At 69.8% G+C, this 17,404-nt stretch carries 16 protein-coding genes; 15 read left to right on the plus strand and 1 reads right to left on the minus strand.

What is annotated here, in order from left to right; all coding sequences use genetic code 11:
- Positions 1–22: 22 nt before the first annotated feature.
- Positions 23–865, minus strand: coding sequence for a formate dehydrogenase accessory sulfurtransferase FdhD (gene fdhD / locus MET9862_RS12365; protein WP_142583259.1), 843 nt, complete (start codon positions 863–865; stop codon positions 23–25).
- Between the two features lie 310 nt (positions 866–1,175).
- On the opposite strand from fdhD, the gene coxB reads away from it, so the two are divergent.
- From coxB to MET9862_RS12435, 15 genes are all read left to right on the plus strand, one after another.
- The gene (gene coxB / locus MET9862_RS12370) at positions 1,176–2,015 is read left to right on the plus strand and encodes a cytochrome c oxidase subunit II (RefSeq protein ID WP_142583260.1); all 840 of its coding nucleotides are present in this window, start codon (positions 1,176–1,178) and stop codon (positions 2,013–2,015) included.
- A gap of 77 nt (positions 2,016–2,092) precedes the next feature.
- A complete protein-coding gene (gene ctaD, locus MET9862_RS12375; RefSeq protein ID WP_142583261.1) occupies positions 2,093–3,721 on the plus strand; it encodes a cytochrome c oxidase subunit I in 1,629 nt (542 codons plus the stop codon).
- Between the two features lie 208 nt (positions 3,722–3,929).
- The gene (locus MET9862_RS12380) at positions 3,930–4,877 is read left to right on the plus strand and encodes a heme o synthase (RefSeq protein WP_142583281.1); all 948 of its coding nucleotides are present in this window, start codon (positions 3,930–3,932) and stop codon (positions 4,875–4,877) included.
- A gap of 9 nt (positions 4,878–4,886) precedes the next feature.
- Positions 4,887–5,051: a cytochrome c oxidase system small membrane protein gene (locus MET9862_RS29335; RefSeq protein WP_185156842.1), complete on the plus strand. Its 165-nt coding sequence runs from the start codon at positions 4,887–4,889 to the stop codon at positions 5,049–5,051.
- A 4-nt stretch (positions 5,052–5,055) separates the two neighbouring features.
- A complete protein-coding gene (locus MET9862_RS12385; protein WP_142583262.1) occupies positions 5,056–5,667 on the plus strand; it encodes a cytochrome c oxidase assembly protein in 612 nt (203 codons plus the stop codon).
- A 146-nt stretch (positions 5,668–5,813) separates the two neighbouring features.
- On the plus strand, positions 5,814–6,671 hold the full coding sequence (locus MET9862_RS12390; protein WP_142583263.1) for a cytochrome c oxidase subunit 3: 858 nt from the start codon (positions 5,814–5,816) through the stop codon (positions 6,669–6,671).
- Positions 6,672–6,792: 121 nt separating this feature from the next.
- The gene (locus MET9862_RS12395) at positions 6,793–7,167 is read left to right on the plus strand and encodes a DUF983 domain-containing protein (protein ID WP_142583264.1); all 375 of its coding nucleotides are present in this window, start codon (positions 6,793–6,795) and stop codon (positions 7,165–7,167) included.
- Positions 7,164–7,922 (plus strand): SURF1 family protein, encoded by a 759-nt coding sequence (locus MET9862_RS12400; RefSeq protein ID WP_142583265.1) that lies wholly within the window; start codon positions 7,164–7,166, stop codon positions 7,920–7,922. The genes MET9862_RS12395 and MET9862_RS12400 overlap by 4 nt, the downstream gene beginning before the upstream one ends.
- A gap of 202 nt (positions 7,923–8,124) precedes the next feature.
- Positions 8,125–8,535 carry a DUF4864 domain-containing protein gene (locus MET9862_RS12405; RefSeq protein ID WP_142583266.1) on the plus strand — a complete coding sequence of 137 codons (411 nt, stop codon included), beginning with the start codon at positions 8,125–8,127 and terminating at the stop codon, positions 8,533–8,535.
- A 584-nt stretch (positions 8,536–9,119) separates the two neighbouring features.
- Positions 9,120–10,532 carry a threonine synthase gene (gene thrC, locus MET9862_RS12410; RefSeq protein ID WP_142583267.1) on the plus strand — a complete coding sequence of 471 codons (1,413 nt, stop codon included), beginning with the start codon at positions 9,120–9,122 and terminating at the stop codon, positions 10,530–10,532.
- Positions 10,529–11,824, plus strand: coding sequence for a M16 family metallopeptidase (locus MET9862_RS12415; protein ID WP_142583268.1), 1,296 nt, complete (start codon positions 10,529–10,531; stop codon positions 11,822–11,824). The genes thrC and MET9862_RS12415 overlap by 4 nt, the downstream gene beginning before the upstream one ends.
- A gap of 186 nt (positions 11,825–12,010) precedes the next feature.
- Positions 12,011–14,884, plus strand: a complete 2,874-nt coding sequence (locus MET9862_RS12420) for an EAL domain-containing protein (protein WP_142583269.1) — start codon at positions 12,011–12,013, stop codon at positions 14,882–14,884.
- 168 nt (positions 14,885–15,052) lie between these two features.
- Positions 15,053–15,484 (plus strand): DUF805 domain-containing protein, encoded by a 432-nt coding sequence (locus tag MET9862_RS12425; RefSeq protein ID WP_142583270.1) that lies wholly within the window; start codon positions 15,053–15,055, stop codon positions 15,482–15,484.
- 356 nt (positions 15,485–15,840) lie between these two features.
- Complete coding sequence (locus MET9862_RS12430) at positions 15,841–16,407, plus strand: hypothetical protein (protein WP_142583271.1); 567 nt, start codon at positions 15,841–15,843, stop codon at positions 16,405–16,407.
- 30 nt (positions 16,408–16,437) lie between these two features.
- A complete protein-coding gene (locus tag MET9862_RS12435) occupies positions 16,438–17,376 on the plus strand; it encodes a ferredoxin reductase domain-containing protein (protein ID WP_142583272.1) in 939 nt (312 codons plus the stop codon).
- Positions 17,377–17,404 lie beyond the last annotated feature (28 nt).

The raw sequence follows: 17,404 nt of genomic DNA on the forward strand, positions 1-17,404 counted from the left end.
GCGAATCCGGTCCGATCGAGCCTCAGGCGGTCAGGCGCTCGCCCCCGCAGAAGCTCGTCAGCGTGTCGGAGCGGGCGATGGCGCAGAGCGTCATGCCGTGCATGCGCGCCCGCGCCAGGGCGAGGGAGGTCGGCGCCGAGATCGCGACGATCACCGCCGCGCCGAGACGCGCGGTCTTCTCCACCATCTCGAACGAGCATCGGCTGGTGATCACGGCGAAGCCGGAGGCCGGGTCCCGACCCTCCCGGATCAGGGCGCCGATCAGCTTGTCCAGGGCGTTGTGGCGGCCGACATCCTCGCGCACGGCCACGAGCGCGCCGTCGAGATCCGCCCAGGCGGCGGCGTGGACCGCCCGGGTCTCCCGGTTGAGCGTCTGGGCGTCCGACAGGGCCGCGAGCGCGCGGGCGATGGCCCGGAGCGAGACGCGCAGGTCCGGCGCGCCGCGGGTCTCGGCGGTGGGCAGGGCGGCGAGGTCGTCGATGCCGCAGACCCCGCAGCCGGTGCGCCCGCTGATCGCGCGCTTGCGGGCGAGGTGCTCGCGCAGCCGGCCCGGCACGAGGTCGACGAGAACGCGCAGGCCCTCCTCGGCCTCCTCGACGGCGACGCCGCGGATCTCGTCGGCGGATTCGACGATGCCCTCGGTCAGGCTGAAGCCGTAGGCGAAATCGGCGAGGTCCGCCGGGGTCGTCATCATCACGGCGTAGGGGACGCTGCCGTAGACGAGGTTCACCGGCATCTCGACGGCCAGCGCGCGGGCCTCCTCACGCGGCGGCGCCTCGTCGTAGGCGAGGATCCGGGTCGGCACGCGGATCGCCGTGGGCGGCCCGTTCGGCCGGTCGGATCTGTCTGGGTCGGTCGCGGGCATCGGTGGCTTGCCGGGTGCGCGGGAAGGTGCGGGCGAACCCTTGATATAGCAGCGGCGCGGCGATCACGCCCGCGGGGCCGCGACGTTGCGCCGCCGGACCGTCGCTTTCCTGCCGCTTGCAGGCCGAGAAAGCGCGCCATGCGACGCTTGTACGGTTGCGCCTTGCACGTCCATGTGATCTGACACCGCGATCGGAAAGCCCTGGCCCGACGGCCGGCCTTCCGCGGGGTCGGCCGCGTCAGAAAGCCCACGTCGATGGGTCGCGGCGCGGTCAGAATAACAGTCTCCAAGGGGAGCAGGCGAGAGACACATGCGGACGGCGCGGACGAAAACACCATTCTTGTCAGGGGTGGCCGCGTTCGGCGCCCTCCTCGTCACGTCGGCACAGACGCTCGCCGCCGGTATCGGACAGCCGGTGCCGTGGCAGATGGACCGTCAGGTGGCGGTCACCGAGAATGCCCGGGACATCCACAATTTCGAGATCGGCCTGCACTGGCTCTCGCTCGCCATCTCGCTCTTCGTGCTGGCCCTGATCCTGTGGTGCGTGTTCCGCTTCAGCGAGAAGCGGAACCCGACGCCCTCGAAGACCACCCACAACACCGCCATCGAGGTGGCCTGGACGATCGTCCCGGTCCTCATCCTGGTCGCCGTGGCGATCCCCTCCTTCCGCCTGCTGCGCACGCAGCTCTCCGACCCGAAGGCCGACGTGACGGTCAAGGTGATCGGTCACGCCTGGTACTGGTCCTACGAGTACCCGCAGACCGACCAGGGCGGCGGCTTCACCTTCGATGCCAACCTGGACGAGGACAAGCAGCCGAAGCTGCTGGCCACCGACAACGACATGGTCGTCCCGGTGAACAAGATCGTGAAGATCCAGGTCACCTCGACCGACGTGCTGCATTCCTGGGCGCTGCCGTCCTTCGGCTTCAAGATCGACGCCGTGTCGGGCCGCCTGAACCAGTTCTGGTTCAAGGCCGAGCGGGAGGGCACCTATCACGGCCAGTGCTCGGAGCTCTGCGGCCAGCGCCACGCCTACATGCCGATCACGGTGCGCGTGGTCAGCGACGAGGCCTACGCGCAGTGGCTGACCGAGGCCAAGACGAAGTACGCCCGCATCGACGACGGCGCGAAGTTCGCCGACGCCCGCTGACGGACAAGCCTGCGCGGGGCCGCGGGGCCCCGCCCTTTCGCGAGATCAGACAGACCTAACGCCTAAGGTTCTCATCCATGGCCACAGCCGCAGCACATGCGGGGCATGACGCCCACCACGACCACAAGCCAAGCTTCTTCGCCCGCTGGTTCCTGTCCACGAACCACAAGGACATCGGCACCCTCTACCTGCTCTTCGCCTTCTGCGCGGGCATGGTGGGCGCGTTCCTCTCGTTCGGCATCCGGATGGAGATGGAGGAGCCGGGGCTCCAGTACTTCTCCAACCCGCAGACCTACAACGTGTTCGTCACCGGGCACGGCCTCATCATGGTGTTCTTCATGGTGATGCCGGCCCTCATCGGCGGCTTCGGCAACTGGTTCGTGCCGCTGATGATCGGCGCGCCGGACATGGCGTTCCCGCGCATGAACAATATCTCGTTCTGGCTGACGGTGGCGGGCTTCATGAGCCTCGTCTGCTCCCTCTTCGTCGAGGGCGCGCCGGGCGCATCGGGCGCGGGCACGGGCTGGACCGTCTATCCGCCGCTCTCGGCCGCCGGCCATCCCGGCCCCGCCGTCGACTTCGCGATCTTCGCCCTGCACCTCTCGGGCGCGGGCTCGATCCTCGGCGCGATCAACTTCATCACCACGATCCTGAACATGCGCGCCCCCGGCATGACGCTGCACAAGATGCCGCTCTTCGCCTGGGCCGAGCTCGTCACCGCCTTCCTGCTGCTCCTCTCGCTCCCGGTTCTCGCCGGCGCGATCACGATGCTGCTCACCGACCGCAACTTCGGCACCACCTTCTTCGACCCGGCCGGCGGCGGCGACCCGATCCTGTGGCAGCACCTGTTCTGGTTCTTCGGTCACCCCGAAGTCTACATCATGATCCTGCCGGCCTTCGGCATCGTGTCGCACATCATCGCCACCTTCTCGCGCAAGCCGGTCTTCGGCTACCTCGCGATGGCCTACGCGATGGTCGCGATCGGCGTCGTCGGCTTCGTCGTGTGGGCCCACCACATGTACACGGTCGGTCTCTCGCTGCAGACGCAGTCCTACTTCGTCTTCGCGACCATGGTGATCGCGGTCCCCACCGGCGTGAAGATCTTCTCCTGGATCGCCACGATGTGGGGCGGCTCGATCCGCTTCACCGCCGCGATGCACTGGGCGGTCGGCTTCATCTTCCTCTTCACCGTCGGCGGCGTGACCGGCGTGGTGCTGGCGAACTCGGCCGTCGACAAGTACCTGCACGACACCTACTACGTCGTCGCGCACTTCCACTACGTGCTCTCGCTCGGCGCCGTGTTCATCATCTTTGCCGGGATCTACTACTGGTTCCCGAAGATGACCGGCCACATGATCCCCGAATGGGCCGGCAAGCTGCACTTCTGGCTGGCCTTCATCGGCGCGAACGTCCTGTTCTTCCCGATGCACTTCCTCGGTCTCGCCGGCATGCCGCGCCGCTACGCCGACTATCCGGAGGCCTTCGCCGGCTGGCACAAGGTCTCGACCTATGGCGGCCACATCTTCGCGCTCGGCATGTTCGTCTTCGTGATCGGCGTGATCCTGGCCTTCCGCTCGAAGGAGCGGGCCGCGGACAACCCGTGGGGCGAGGGTGCGACGACGCTGGAATGGACCCTGTCCTCGCCGCCGCCCTTCCACCAGTTCGAGACGCTGCCCCGCATCGTCGACGAGCCGGGCCACCACTGAAGCCTGCGGGCCCGGGGATCGCCCCGGGCCCGGCGGGGACCGCCCTGACGCGGTCCCCGCCCTTCCCCGGAGGCCGCAAGCAGCGGCCTCCCGGAAAGGGCGAACCAGCCGGGTGCGAGCAGGGGCAGGAGCCCCCAAGCACCTGGAATCATTCCGATTCGCCTCTTGCGCCGCCCTGCGGGGCGGACGGCCCGAGCCAGTGATGCCGATGACGAGTCTGACGAACGCCATCCCCGCGCAGCCCGCCCCCCTCGCCCCCGCCGTGGGCGGCGACGTGCCGGACTACTTCGCCCTGCTGAAGCCGCGCGTGATGGTGCTCGTCATCTTCACCGCGCTCGTCGGCATGGTGGTGTCGCACGGCCACGTCTCGCCGGTGATCGCGGCGATCTCGCTCCTGATGATCGCCGTGGGCGCCGGCGCCTCGGGCTGCCTCAACATGTGGTGGGATGCCGATATCGACGCGGTGATGACCCGCACCGCCAAGCGCCCGATCCCGGACGGGCGCATCCGCCCCGAGGAGGCCCTCGCCTTCGGCCTCGTCCTGTCGGTCGGCTCGGTGCTGATCCTCGGCCTCGCGGCGAACTGGCTCGCCGCCGGGCTCCTCGCCTTCACCATCGTGTTCTACGCGGTGATCTACTCGATGTGGCTGAAGCGCGCGACCGCGCAGAACATCGTCATCGGCGGCGCCGCCGGCGCCCTCCCCCCGGTGATCGGGCAGGCGGTGGTCTCGGGCAGCGTCGGCATCGAGTCGCTGGTGCTCTTCGCCATCATCTTCATCTGGACCCCGCCGCATTTCTGGGCGCTCGCCCTGGTCAAGGCCGGCGAATACGCCAAGGCCGGGATCCCGATGATGCCGAACGTCGCCGGCCCCGCCTCCACGCGCCGCCAGATCGTCTACTACACCCTGCTCCTCGCCCCCCTCGGCCTCGCTCCGGTCGCGCTCGGCTTCGGCGGCCTGATCTACGCGGTGGTCGGCGTGCTCGGCGGCATCGGCATGCTCGCCTTCAGCATCCAGGTTCTGCGCAACCGCGAGGGCGAGGCCGAGAAGCGCGCGGCGATGGGCATGTTCGCCTTCTCGATCCTCTACCTGTTCCTGCTCTTCGCCGCCCTGCTCGCCGAGCAGGGCCTGGGCCTGTACCGGCCGCTGGTGGCCTGATTGATCGTGATGCAAGATCCCAAGGTCGAGTACCGTCCCCTGACCCCCGAGGAGGAGGCGCGCCGCCGCAAGCGCTCCGTGGCGATCGCCCTCGCCCTCGGCGCGATGGTGCTCCTGTTCTTCGTGCTGACCATCGCCAAGCTCGGACCGCAGGTCCTGAGCCGTCCGCTCTGATCCGATGACGCAGACGCCCCCCAATCCCGCCCGGAACGCGAGCCGCACGGCGCTGGCCTGCGCTGGCTTCGCCTTCGGCATGCTCGGCCTCGCCTTCGCCTCGGCGCCGCTCTACGACGCCTTCTGCAAGGCGACGGGGTATGACGGCACGCCGCGCCAGGGCGCCGCTCCGGCGGCGGTCGCGGCGCAGGCGGGCGACGCGATGCTCGTCCATTTCGACACGAACGTCGCGCCGGGGCTGCCCTGGAAGTTCCGTGCCGAGACCCGCGGCGTCGAAGCGAAGCTCGGCGAGACGCAGACCGTCTTCTTCAAGGTGCGCAACACGGCCTCGGTGCCGACCACCGGCATCGCCACCTTCAACGTGCAGCCCGGCCTGATGGGCGGCTACTTCGTGAAGGTCGAGTGCTTCTGCTTCAAGGAGCAGACGCTGCAGCCGGGTGAGACCATCGACGTGCCGGTCGTCTTCTACGTCGACCCGGCGCTGCGCACCGATTCGAACACCGCGCATCTCTCCGAGATGACGCTGTCCTACACCTACTTCGCCTCGAAGAACGGCCAGCCGGTCACCGCCGCGCTGACTCAGCAGGGCGACGGGACGGGACGGCGGGATTTCTGAAGGGCCAAGCGTGACAACAGCCGCACCCGTCCAGTATGGGTGCGCGAGACGGGCTCGACGGGGCGGATAGGCCCCGCGACGGATGGGGATAGGGGCCTGCCGGCGGCGACGACGGCGGCCCGGAAGGGGTCAGGAGAAACGTTCAGATGGCCGAGGCGCACGCCAAGAATCACGACTACCACATCCTGAATCCCAGCCCGTGGCCGCTGCTCGGCGCCATGTCGGGCTTCGTGATGACGACGGGCGCCGTCTTCTGGATGAAGAGCCTGCAGTTCGGCACGCTGACGCCCGGCCCCTACGTCTTCGGCGCGGGCCTGCTCGGCGTGCTCTACACCATGTTCTCCTGGTGGCGGGACGTGGTGCACGAGGCCAATTCCGGCGACCATACCCGCGTGGTGCAGCTTCACCACCGCTACGGCATGATGATGTTCATCGCCTCCGAGGTGATGTTCTTCGTGGCGTGGTTCTGGGCCTATTTCGAGGCGGCGCTCTACACCGCCGACCCGATCCAGGTCTCGCGCGTCGAGTTCACCGGCGGCGTCTGGCCGCCCAAGGGCATCGAGGCCTTCGATCCCTGGCACCTGCCGCTGCTCAACACGCTGATCCTGCTCACGTCTGGCACGACCATCACCTGGGCGCACCATGCCCTGCTGCATGGCGACCGGAAGGGCCTGAAATACGGCCTGTGGCTGACCGTGATCCTCGGCGTCCTGTTCACCGCCTGCCAGGCCTACGAGTACCACCACGCCGCCTTCGGCTTCTCGGGCAGCATCTACTCGTCGACCTTCTTCATGGCGACGGGCTTCCACGGCGCCCACGTTATCATCGGCACGATCTTCCTCGCGATCTGCCTGTACCGGGCCTATCTCGGCCAGTTCACCATCCAGCAGCATCTCGGCTTCGAGTTCGCGGCTTGGTACTGGCACTTCGTCGACGTGGTGTGGCTGTTCCTGTTCGCCGCGATCTACGTCTGGGGCTCGGGCGTCGGCCACGGCGCCCACTGACCGGGGCGCCCTCCGCCTGTTGCATGGCGGCAATGCCAAGGGCGGCTTCGGCCGCCCTTTTTCGTGCGCGATCGTCCCCGACCGACCATATGGCGGGAGCGGGGGCAGCCGAAGGATGGATATGTTGGACCACCGTTACCAGACGCCGGACCCGATCCCGACGGGCCTGCGCGGGCGCTGCCCGCGTTGCGGCGAGGGCCATCTGTTCAAGGGCTTCCTTAGCCTGCGTCCGTCCTGCGAGGACTGTCAGCTCGACTATGCGAGCTTCGATTCGGCGGACGGGCCGGCCTTCTTCGTGATGTCGATCGTCGGCGTCGTCGTGGTCGGTCTCGCCCTCTGGATGGAGATCACCTACGAGCCGCCGATCTGGGTCCATGCCCTCGTCGCGGCCAGCCTCTCGATCGGGCTCAGCTTGGCGCTCGTCCGGCCGTTGAAGGGCATGCTGATCGCCCTGCAATATGCCAACAAGGCCGAGCAGGGGCGTTTCGAGCGGTGAGTCCGGACGCTGCCGGGACGGTCCGGCCCGAAGGCTGGCGCGGCCTCCTCGCGCCCGGCCTGTCGGCCCTGGTGGCGCTGGCCATCCTTCTCGGCCTCGGGACGTGGCAGATCGCGCGCAAGTCCGAAAAGGAGGCGTTGATCGGCCGCATTATCGAGCGCTCCCGCGCCGCGCCGGTTGCGCCTCCCGAGCCCGCCGCCTGGGACCCGGCCCGCGACGAGTTCCGGCACGTGCGCGCCGCCGGCCGGTTCGAGAACGACGCGGAGACCCTGGTCCACGGCCTCGCGCCGGGGGACACGCCCGGCCGCGCCCTGCAGGGCTATTACGTCATCACGCCGTTCCGGCGCGCGGAGGGCGGGACGGTCCTGGTCAATCGCGGATTCGTGCCGACCGAGCTGAAGGCACAGGAAGACCGCCGCGACGGCCTTGTCTCGGGCGACACCACGGTCACCGGGATCCTGCGCGCCAGCGAGGCCCGCGCGATGTTCGTGCCTGCCCCCGATCCGAAGCGCGGCGAGTGGTTCAACCGGGACATCGCGGGCATCGCTGAGGCACGCGGGCTCGGCGACGTAGCACCCTATCTGATCGAGGCGGATGCGGTCCCCGGCGCGAAGACCTGGCCGAGGGGCGGGCAGCTCCGCGTCGACCTGCCGAACAACCATCTCCAATACGCCTTCACGTGGTTCGGGATCGCCGCCTGCCTCGTCGGCGTCTTCACGGTCTTCGCCTGGCGTCGCCTGCACGGCCTGACCTGAATGGCACCGGATCCGGGTTCCGCCTGATCCAGGCGGAACCCGGATCGGCAAGCCTGGGCGGCGCTCGCGCGACGTCGACATCCGCGATCCCGAAGGGATCGGCCGGCTCAGGTCGTGGGGATCGGATCAGACGCTTGCCGTCGGTGTCCGGCGCCATACACTGGTTTCGTCGCGGCTCCGGTCCCGCGGCGGAGTGATCCCGATGCGCGCGCGCCTCGCTCTTCTCTTCGTCCTCATGGCCGGTCCGGTCCTCGCCGATGACGGCGCCCGCGAGGCGGCCCGCGCCGCGATCAGCCGGCAGGCCGAGGCCCTTGCCCGGGACGATGCCGAGGCCGCCTATGCGCAGGCCGCCCCCGCCATCCGCGGTCTGTTCCCCACGGCGGAGATCTTCATCGGCATGGTGCGGTCGAACTACCGGCCGATCTACCGCCACCGCAGCTTCGTCTTCGGGCCGGTGCAGGAGCGGGGCGAGGCCGGCCTCTCGCAGGAGGTCGCGATCCAGGACGAGTACGGTGTCGATTGGACCGCCGATTATTCGGTCGAGCGACAGGCGGATGGTGCCTGGCGGATTACCGGCTGCCGCCTCTCGAAGGCACCCGGAACGAATCTCTAGAGCACGCGCCGATTGGATTGCCCCGCAATCCAATCGGATCACGCGTTCTCTATCACTGGGTTAGAGACGGATTCACCGATCAGGTTGAAGCAACCTGATCGGATCCGGCTCTAGGCGGCGCCGGAGCCCGGAACGCCGAGGGCGGGCAGGTGCCGCACCATCCGGCTGTGGTGCCGGCGCAACAGCGCGAATCGAAGGTGCCGGCCCGAGCGGCGCGCACGGATCGACGGCTTTCGTATCGCGTTTGCGTCGCGTGACCCCATGGAGGCCGCAGCCGAAAATGGCATTCGACGCCGAGTTCCCGAATGTCGGCCGGATCCGCAAGGCGGCGGCCGGACAGGTTCCGGATCGACGCAGTGACGTCGGAGCGGCTCCGGACGCACGTCCCGTCCGAGCCCGCACCGGGGAGCGCCGCGCACCGGTCGACGGACGGATCTGGTATATCGAGGACACGCCGGATGCGGTTCTGCATCGGCTGAGCCGCCGCGACGGCCGGGCTGGACCGCGGCCCTGATCCGGTCGCCCGCGGGTTTCGACACGGCCGCGGGCATCGTGTAGAGGGAGCGCCTTCCCCGGAGGCCCTTGTGCTGCACGTCTCGACCCGCGGCGACGCCGCGCCGCTCTCGTTCTCGGATGCCCTTCTCGCCGGCCTCGCCCGCGACGGCGGCCTCTACCTGCCCGAGAGCTGGCCGGTGATTCCGAAAGGCGAGATCGCCGCGCTCGCGGGCGCCCGCTACGCCGATGCGGCCAAGCGCGTGCTGCGCCCCCTGGTCGACGGCGAGATCGCCGATGCCGATCTCGATGCGATGATCGAGGCGGCCTATGCCGGCTTCCGCCACGACGCCGTCTGCCCGCTGACCCAGCTCGGCGACAACCTGTTCCTGCTCGAACTCTTCCACGGCCCGACGCTCGCCTTCAAGGATGTGGCGATGCAGCTCCTCGGGCGGCTGATGGACCACGTGCTGCGCAAGCGCGGCGCCCGCGCCACCATCGTGGGCGCCACCTCGGGCGATACCGGCTCCGCCGCGGTCGAGGCCTTCCGCGGGCTCGATCAGGTCGACATCTTCATCCTCTATCCGCACGGCCGGGTCTCCGAGGTCCAGCGCCGGCAGATGACCTCGGTCGATGCGGGCAACGTGCACGCGCTCGCGGTCGACGGCACGTTCGACGATTGCCAGAACATCGTCAAAGCCCTGTTCCAGCACGCCGATTTCGCCGATGCTGTGCGGCTCTCGGGCGTCAACTCGATCAACTGGGCCCGCGTCGCCGCGCAGGTGGTCTATTACTTCACCAGCGCCGTGGCGCTCGGCGCGCCCCACCGGCCGGTCTCCTTCGCGGTGCCGACCGGCAATTTCGGCGACATCCTCGCCGGCTGGGTCGCCAAGCGCATGGGGCTGCCCGTCGAGCGGCTGATGATCGGCACCAACGCCAACGACATCCTGGTGCGCACCCTGGAGCACGGTGCCTACGAGCTGCAGGGCGTCGTGCCGACGACCTCGCCGTCGATGGACATCCAGATCTCCTCGAATTTCGAGCGCCTCCTGTTCGAGGCGCTCGGGCGCGACGCGGCCTCGATCCGCCGGCTGATGGCCGGACTGAAGCAGTCGGGCGGCTTCCGCCTGGACGAGGCTGTGCTCGCCACCGTCCGGTCCGAGTTCGACGCGGTCGCCGTGCCCGAGCCGGACGTGATGGACGAGATCCGCGCGACCCATGCGGGGACCGGGATCGTGCTCGATCCGCACAGCGCCATCGGCGTCCGCGCCGCGCGGCGGCTGCTGGAGAAGGACCCGCGCACGCCGGTGGTGGCCCTCGCCACCGCCCATCCGGCGAAGTTTCCCGACGCGGTCGCCCAGGCGACCGGCGGCGGCCGTCCCGCCCTGCCGCCGCACCTCGCCGACCTGATGGAGCGGCCCGAGCGCGTCACCCGCGTGGCGAACGACCAGGCCGCGATCGAGACGCTGATCCGCGCGCGGGCTCGAATCACGAGGGGCGCATGAACCAGCATTTCGCCACGCACGGCGCCTCGCCCTCCCTGCGCGTCACCCGGCTCGACAACGGGCTGACGGTGGCGACCGAGGCGATGCCCGGCGTCGCCACCGCGACGCTCGGCGTCTGGGTCGGCGCCGGCTCCCGGCACGAGCGGGCCGAAGAGAGCGGCCTCAGCCACCTCATCGAGCACATGGCCTTCAAGGGCACGCGCACGCGCTCGGCCCGGGCCATCGCCGAGGACATCGAGAATGTCGGCGGCGAGATCAACGCCGCGACCTCGGCCGAGGGCACCAGCTACACCGCGCGGGTGCTCGGCGAGGATGTCGGCGTCGCCCTCGACGTGATCGGCGACATCCTCACGCACTCCGTCTTCGATGCGGGCGAGCTCGCCCGCGAGAAGAGCGTGATCCTCCAGGAATACGCCGCCGTCGAGGATACGCCCGACGACGTGGTCTACGACGCCTTCATCGAGTCGGCCTTCCCGGGCCAGCCGATCGGCCGGCCGATCCTCGGGCGGCCGGACACGATCAAGAGCTTCGACGAGCCGGCGATCCGCGCCTATCTCGCCCGCGAATACACGGCCGACCGCTTCGTGGTGGCCGCGGCCGGCGCCGTCGAGCACGAGGCGATCGTCGCGGCGGCCGGGCGGCATTTCGGCGCCATGCCCGCCGCCACCGCCCCCGAGGCCGTGCCGGGCGTCTATGGCGGCGGCGAGCGGCGCATGCCGCGCAAGCTCGAGCAGGCGAACCTCGTCCTCGGCCTGCCGGGCCTCTCCTTCCGCGACGACGGCTACTACGCCCTCCACATGTTCGCGCAGGTGCTCGGCGGCGGCCTGACCTCGCGGCTCTGGCAGGAGGTCCGCGAGACCCGCGGCCTCGCCTACGAGATCCAGGCCTTCCACTGGCCCTTCTCCGATTGCGGCCTGTTCGGCATCGGCGCCGGGACCTCGGGCGGCGACCTCGCCGAGCTCACCGACGTGACCCTCGACGCCCTGGTCCGCGCGACGCGGGACATCGCGTCCGAGGAGATCGCCCGGGCCAAGGCGCAGCTCAAGCTGTCCCTGCTCGGCGCCCTGGAGACGCCGGGCGGGCGCATCGAGCGCAACGCCCGCCAGATCCTCGCCTGGGGCCGCGTCATCCCCGCCGCCGACGTGATCGCGAAGGTCGACGCCGTCACGGTCGAGGCGGTGCGCGAGGCGGGCGCGCGCCTGCTCGCCGGCCCGCCGACGCTCGCCGCGATCGGCCCGATCAGCAAGCTGCCGCCCCTCGACCGCATCGCCGGGCGCCTGCGCGCCGCCTGATCCGGCGGCGTCAACTTGATTTGGCCGCAAACGGGGACGATGCCCCGGACAAGCGGCCGGCAGGAAGCGGTGGGCGCCCGCATGCCCGTCGGATCCGCCGGGTTGCTCCCCATCGGGGGCGCCTTTACCACTGCCTTGCACCTGAGCCGTTCACGCGCTCGAACGCCCGGCCGGAACCCTCCTCCGTTGCGCATCCTCGCCTTCTTCCTCGCCTGTCTCGTCTGCGGCCTGGTGGCGAGCCGGCCCGCGGACGCGGTCGAGGCGGTGCGGGTCACCCTCGACAGCCCGGTCATCGACCTGACGCCCGCGATCGAGCGCTACCGCTCGGACGGCGACCTCATCCAGATCTCGACCGCGCCCGGCAAGGACGGCATCGTCCGCCGCATCGTGGTCAAGGCGCGCGACGCCGGGGCGCGGCCGGACTGGATGGTCTTCGCCCTCACCAACGACACCGACGAGCAGATCGACCGCATCCTGGTGGCGCCGCATTTCCGGCTGGTCGATTCCGGCGTGGTCTGGCCCGATCTCGGCGGCTCGCGCATCGCCGCGATCACCGCGAGCCAGGGCATTCGCCCCGAGCGCGACGAGAACCCGGAAGCCGACCAGTTCGTCATCACCCTCGATCCCGGCACCACCGTCACCTACGTGGCGGAGCTGCGCGGCCCCAACATCCCGCAGGTCCATCTCTGGGACCAGGACGCCTACCGCAAGAAGGCCGCCGGCCTGACGCTCTACAAGGGCATCATCATCGGCATCGCCGGGCTGCTCGCCCTGTTCCTGACCATCGTCTTCGTGGTGAAGGGGGCGATCATCTTCCCCGCCGCGGCGGCGCTCGCCTGGGCGGTGCTCGCCTATGCCTGCATCGATTTCGGCTTCCTGCAGCGGGTCTTCACCGTCACGGAACTGGCCGAGCGGGTCTACCGCGCCTCCGCCGAGGCGGTGCTCGGCGCGACGCTCCTGGTCTTCCTGTTCGCCTATCTGAACCTCTCCCGCTGGCACGTGCGCTACAGCCACGTCGCCTTCTTCTGGCTGGCCTTCCTCGCGGGCCTCGTCGGGCTCGCGGTGTTCGATCCGCCGGTGGCGGCGGGCGTCGCGCGGATCTCCATCGCGGCGGTCGCCGGGGTCGGGCTGCTGCTCATCGTCTATCTCGCGGCCCATAACGGCTACGACCGGGCGATCCTGCTGGTGCCGACCTGGACCCTCCTCGTCGTCTGGGTGGCGGCCGCGGGCTTCGCGGTGACCGGCCAGATCGGCAGCGAACTGGTCCAGCCGGCCCTGATCGGCGGCCTCGTCCTCATCGTCATGCTGATCGGCTTCACGGTGATGCAGCACGCCTTCGCGGGCGGCGGCCTCTCGCACGCCCTGGTCTCGGATACCGAGCGCCGCGCCCTCGCCCTCACCGGGGCTGGCGACGTGGTGTTCGACTGGGACGTGCCGGGCGACCGGGTCTTCGCCGGCCAGGAGATCGAGAGCCAGCTCGGCCTCGCCCGCGGCGCCCTCGAGGGGCCGGCGGCGAACTGGCTGCAGCTCCTCCACCCCTTCGACGTGGAGCGCTACTCGGCCGCCCTCGACACGGTGATCGAGGAGCGGCGCGGGCGCATCGTCCACGATTTCCGCCTGCGCGCGTCGAGCGGGGCCTATTACTGGTACCGGCTCAAGGCGCGTCCGGTGATCGGCTCGGACGGCGAGGTGGTCCGCGTGGTCGGCACCATCGCCGACGTCACCGAGTTGAAGACCGCCGAGGAGCGCCTCCTGCACGACGCCGTGCACGACAGCCTCACCGGCCTGCCGAACCGCGAGCTGTTCGGCGACCGCCTCGACGCGGCGCTCGCCTTCGCGAGCCAGGACGCCCGCCTGAAGCCCACCGTGATCGTCCTCGACATCGACCGCTTCAAGGGCATCAACGACGCGATCGGGCTCTCGGCCGGCGACTCGATCCTGCTCACGCTCTCGCGCCGTCTCGGCCGCCTCCTGCGCCCGCAGGACACCCTCGCCCGGGTCGCCGGCGACGAGTTCGCCGTGATCCTGCTCTCCGAGCGCGACCCCGACCGGGTGCTCGCCTTCGTCGAGATGATCCGGCGCGCCATCGCCACGCCGATCACCTATGCCGACCGCGAGATCTTCCTCACCGTCTCGATCGGTCTCGCCCTCTACGAGACCGGTGCGCAGGTGAAGCGGGACGACGTCTTCAAGAACGCCGAGACCGCGATGATTCAGGCCAAGCGCGGCGGTGGCGATCGCATCGAGGTCTTCCGCGCCCATATGCGCGCCGAGCGCTCGGACCGCCTGATGCTCGAAGGGGATCTGCGCCGCGCGCTCGAGCGCAACGAGATCAAGGTCCTGTTTCAGCCGATCGTGCGGCTCGAGGACCGCACCGTCGCAGGCTTCCAGACGGTTCTGCGCTGGGACCATCCCAAGCTCGGGCGCATCCCGGCATCGACCTTCATGCCGGTTGCCGAGGAGAGCGGCTTCATCGTCAATCTCGGGATCTTCGCCCTGGAGCGCACGGCGCTGGAACTCGCGGCCTGGCAGCGGGCGCTGGAGGTGGAGCCGCCGATCTTCGCCTCGGTCGACGTCTCCTCGCGCCGCCTGCTGCGCCACGACCTGCTGCACGACGTGAAGACCGTGCTGGCGCGCTCGGGCGTCCTGCCGGGCTCGCTCAAGCTCCAGCTCTCCGAGGGGCTCGTGATGGAGAACCCGGAATACGCGGCCCAGATGCTGACCCGCATCCGCGACCTCGGCGCCGGCCTCTGCCTCTCGGATTTCGGCACCGGCTACTCGGCCCTGTCCTATCTGCAACGCTTTCCGTTCGACACGATCAAGGTCGATCAGTCCTTCGTCCGCCAGATGGCGACCGGCAAGACGGCGATCTTGCGCTCCATCGTGAAGATGGCGACCGAGCTGAACCTCGCCATCGTCGCGGAGGGGACGGAATCCGAGGCGGATGCGCAGGCGCTGATGGAGCTCGGCTGCGAGTACGCGGAAGGCACGGCCTTCGGCGAGCCGATGACCGTGCTCCAGGCCCGCCAGCTCGTCGGCGCTGCGCCCGAGGCCGCCTGAGGCCCGTCCGAAGCGGCGGCTTGTCCCAGTGTTCCTGATTGTTGTCCTTGCGTCCACGCTGCCCCGGAGCGTGTTGAGGCTGCACGCACCCTGCCCTAGCGAGCGAGGCGAGGGCCGGTTGCGGGAGACATCGTGTCACTGCGCTCGGCCCCGCTCAGGGGGTCAACGATGAAAGCGCTGCTGTTCTCCGCTCAGGGCCGTATCGGCCGCGGGCAATTCTGGAAGGGAGCTGTGCTCTCGACGCTCGCGATGCTCGTCGTCCTGACGGTCGCGAACCTGATCCTGGCCCAGTTCGTCTCGAACGAGGCGTCCGATGACGGCGCGTTCAAGGTGACAGGCGCCGCTGCGATTCCGATGCTGATCGTCAACTTTGCCGTGATCGGTCTCTTCGCCTGGGCCTCGATCTGCCTCGGCATCAAGCGCTTCCACGACCGCGGCAAGCCCGGCATCTGGATCCTGATCAGCTTCGTGCCGATCATCGGTGGCGTCTGGTACCTGATCGAGACCGGCTTTCTGAAGGGCACGGATGGCCCGAACGCCTACGGGCCCGACCCGCTCGGCAGCCCCGTCCCTGCTGGCAGCCTCGCTGCTATGCGCTGATCCGCAACCGGCTCGACCCAATCCGCGACGCCCGGTGCCGCCCAAAGGCGCCGGGCGTCGGCGTTGCCGAGCCTCTCTGCGCGGGATCGATCGATCATCATGCGGAGATGCGGCGGCCCCACCGAACCCGCTTCGGATGCGGCTCAGAGCCTGTTTGAGCGGATCGAGCCGGTGTTCACGCCGCTGATCCCCTCCTCGACCTCATCCTGAGGTGCTGGAGCGAAGCGGAGGCCTCCTTCGAGGCTCGGCTGAGGCCTCGCACCTCAGGATGAGGTGGTTTGATGGGATGAGCAGACTCTCCGCATGAGGGTCAGTCGGTTCAACTCAAACAGGCTCCGAGACGTGGATCAGTTCGGGTGAAGACCCCGGGCCATCCCCTCGAGCAGTCGCTCGAGACGCGGAGTTTCCGCAATCGGTCGCACGCCTCCGTTGACGATCGATTTAAGTCCGCCTTAACCATGTCGCGGCATCGTCTTGTGCATGGTGGGTCGGGGCGCGCGCCGGATGGTGCGCCGCCCGCGCGGGGGAGAATGGGCATGGCCGAGGCGGTGCGGCGGTTCGAGAGCCGGAGCAATCCCGACGTCGTGCGTCGGCTGATCGCCCGCCCGATCCGCCTGGAACACAGCCGGCTCGTCCCGCCGCAGCCCGAGCCCGAGCTGCTCCCCGAAGCCCAGGCCGAGACGCAACCCGCGATCTCCGAGACGGAGGCAGAGACCATCGTTTCGGTCGGCGCGGAACGCGACGTCGAGCTGCTCGAAGCCGAGCTCGCCTTGCTGAAGGCGGTGCTGCAGGCCGAGCGCGAAGAGACGGCCCAGCTCCGTGCCCGGCTTTCCGGGCCCGGCACCGAGGCCGAGATGGATGTGCGCGCCATCCGCGAGCGCTGGGCGGCCCTCGTCGACCACCTGCTGCTGTCCCGCCGCTGACCGGCCGCATCCCGTGACCAGGAGACGCCCATGAGCGCGCGCTGCTCGCTCATCGTCAACGGCAAGTCCGTGCGCGTCTCGACCGGGGACACCCCCGTGGAGGCGGCGCTTGCCGAGGGCATGATCGGATCGGTCCAGGCCCTTCACGGGGCCGGGCTGCTCGGCCAGGGGCCAGGCGTCGCTCCGCGCCGGACCAAGGGACGGCGCGGCCGAGCCGACGCCTTGAAGCTCGCCACTTCCACCGCCGCACCCATCGTCGCGGCGGAGCCGCGCCACGTTCCGACCGCGACGCGCAAGGGCACCCTCACCGCCCTGCGCGTGCTGAGCCCCCACGTGGTCGAGGCGGTCGTCACGCTGGAGAAGCGGATCGTGCTGGAGCCGGGCCATCAGGTCGCCTGCAGCATCGAGGATCTCAGCCCCGTCACGCTCTGTCCGACTTTGCGCGTCGATGGGTCGGCGGAGCTGAACGAGGCCGTCTTCCACTGCCCCCGCGACGAGGACGGAACCTCGCTGTTCGAGGCGGTCGGGCTCGAGGTCGCGGTCAAGCTCAAGGGGCCGATCGGGCGCGGCCAGTACCGGCCGGGCGGCGGGCGCCTCGTTCTCGTCGCCGCCGAGACGGGCTTCGGCGCGATCTGGTCGATCGCCCATGCCGCCCGCTACATCGAGCCGGCCCGCGAGATGACCGTCATCGTCGGCGCGCGCGACGCCCGGGATCTCTACATGCGCGAGAGCCTGGACTGGCTGCGCCGCACCGGCGTCGGCCGAATCGTGATGGTGGCCGACCGCGGCCGCCAGCGGCCTCCGGATGTGCGGCCCGGCCCGCTCACCGCGCACCTGCCCTCCCTGCGCGCCACCGACGTCGTGCATGTCGCCGGCTCGGCCGCGACCGTCGGCGCCGTTCAGGTCCTGGCCGCCTCGGTCGGTGCGCGCTGCTACCCGATCCCGGTCGAGGGGTTCGATCCGGCCTGATCGGGCCGCGCGGGCTCGCCGATTTCAG

This window comes from Methylobacterium symbioticum (genome assembly GCF_902141845.1).
GTDB classification, from domain to species: Bacteria; Pseudomonadota; Alphaproteobacteria; order Rhizobiales; family Beijerinckiaceae; genus Methylobacterium; species Methylobacterium symbioticum.

Excerpts from the sequence above, each read along its gene's own strand:
- MET9862_RS12425 (WP_142583270.1), top strand. The coding sequence starts at position 15,053 with ATGAAAGCGCTGCTGTTCTCCGCTCAGGGCCGTATCGGCCGCGGGCAA.
- ctaD (WP_142583261.1), top strand. The coding sequence starts at position 2,093 with ATGGCCACAGCCGCAGCACATGCGGGGCATGACGCCCACCACGACCAC.
- MET9862_RS12385 (WP_142583262.1), top strand. The coding sequence starts at position 5,056 with ATGACGCAGACGCCCCCCAATCCCGCCCGGAACGCGAGCCGCACGGCG.
- fdhD (WP_142583259.1), bottom strand. The coding sequence starts at position 865 with ATGCCCGCGACCGACCCAGACAGATCCGACCGGCCGAACGGGCCGCCC.
- MET9862_RS12415 (WP_142583268.1), top strand. The coding sequence starts at position 10,529 with ATGAACCAGCATTTCGCCACGCACGGCGCCTCGCCCTCCCTGCGCGTC.
- MET9862_RS12395 (WP_142583264.1), top strand. The coding sequence starts at position 6,793 with ATGTTGGACCACCGTTACCAGACGCCGGACCCGATCCCGACGGGCCTG.
- MET9862_RS12380 (WP_142583281.1), top strand. The coding sequence starts at position 3,930 with ATGACGAGTCTGACGAACGCCATCCCCGCGCAGCCCGCCCCCCTCGCC.
- MET9862_RS12435 (WP_142583272.1), top strand. The coding sequence starts at position 16,438 with ATGAGCGCGCGCTGCTCGCTCATCGTCAACGGCAAGTCCGTGCGCGTC.
- MET9862_RS12390 (WP_142583263.1), top strand. The coding sequence starts at position 5,814 with ATGGCCGAGGCGCACGCCAAGAATCACGACTACCACATCCTGAATCCC.
- MET9862_RS29335 (WP_185156842.1), top strand. The coding sequence starts at position 4,887 with ATGCAAGATCCCAAGGTCGAGTACCGTCCCCTGACCCCCGAGGAGGAG.
- coxB (WP_142583260.1), top strand. The coding sequence starts at position 1,176 with ATGCGGACGGCGCGGACGAAAACACCATTCTTGTCAGGGGTGGCCGCG.
- MET9862_RS12405 (WP_142583266.1), top strand. The coding sequence starts at position 8,125 with ATGCGCGCGCGCCTCGCTCTTCTCTTCGTCCTCATGGCCGGTCCGGTC.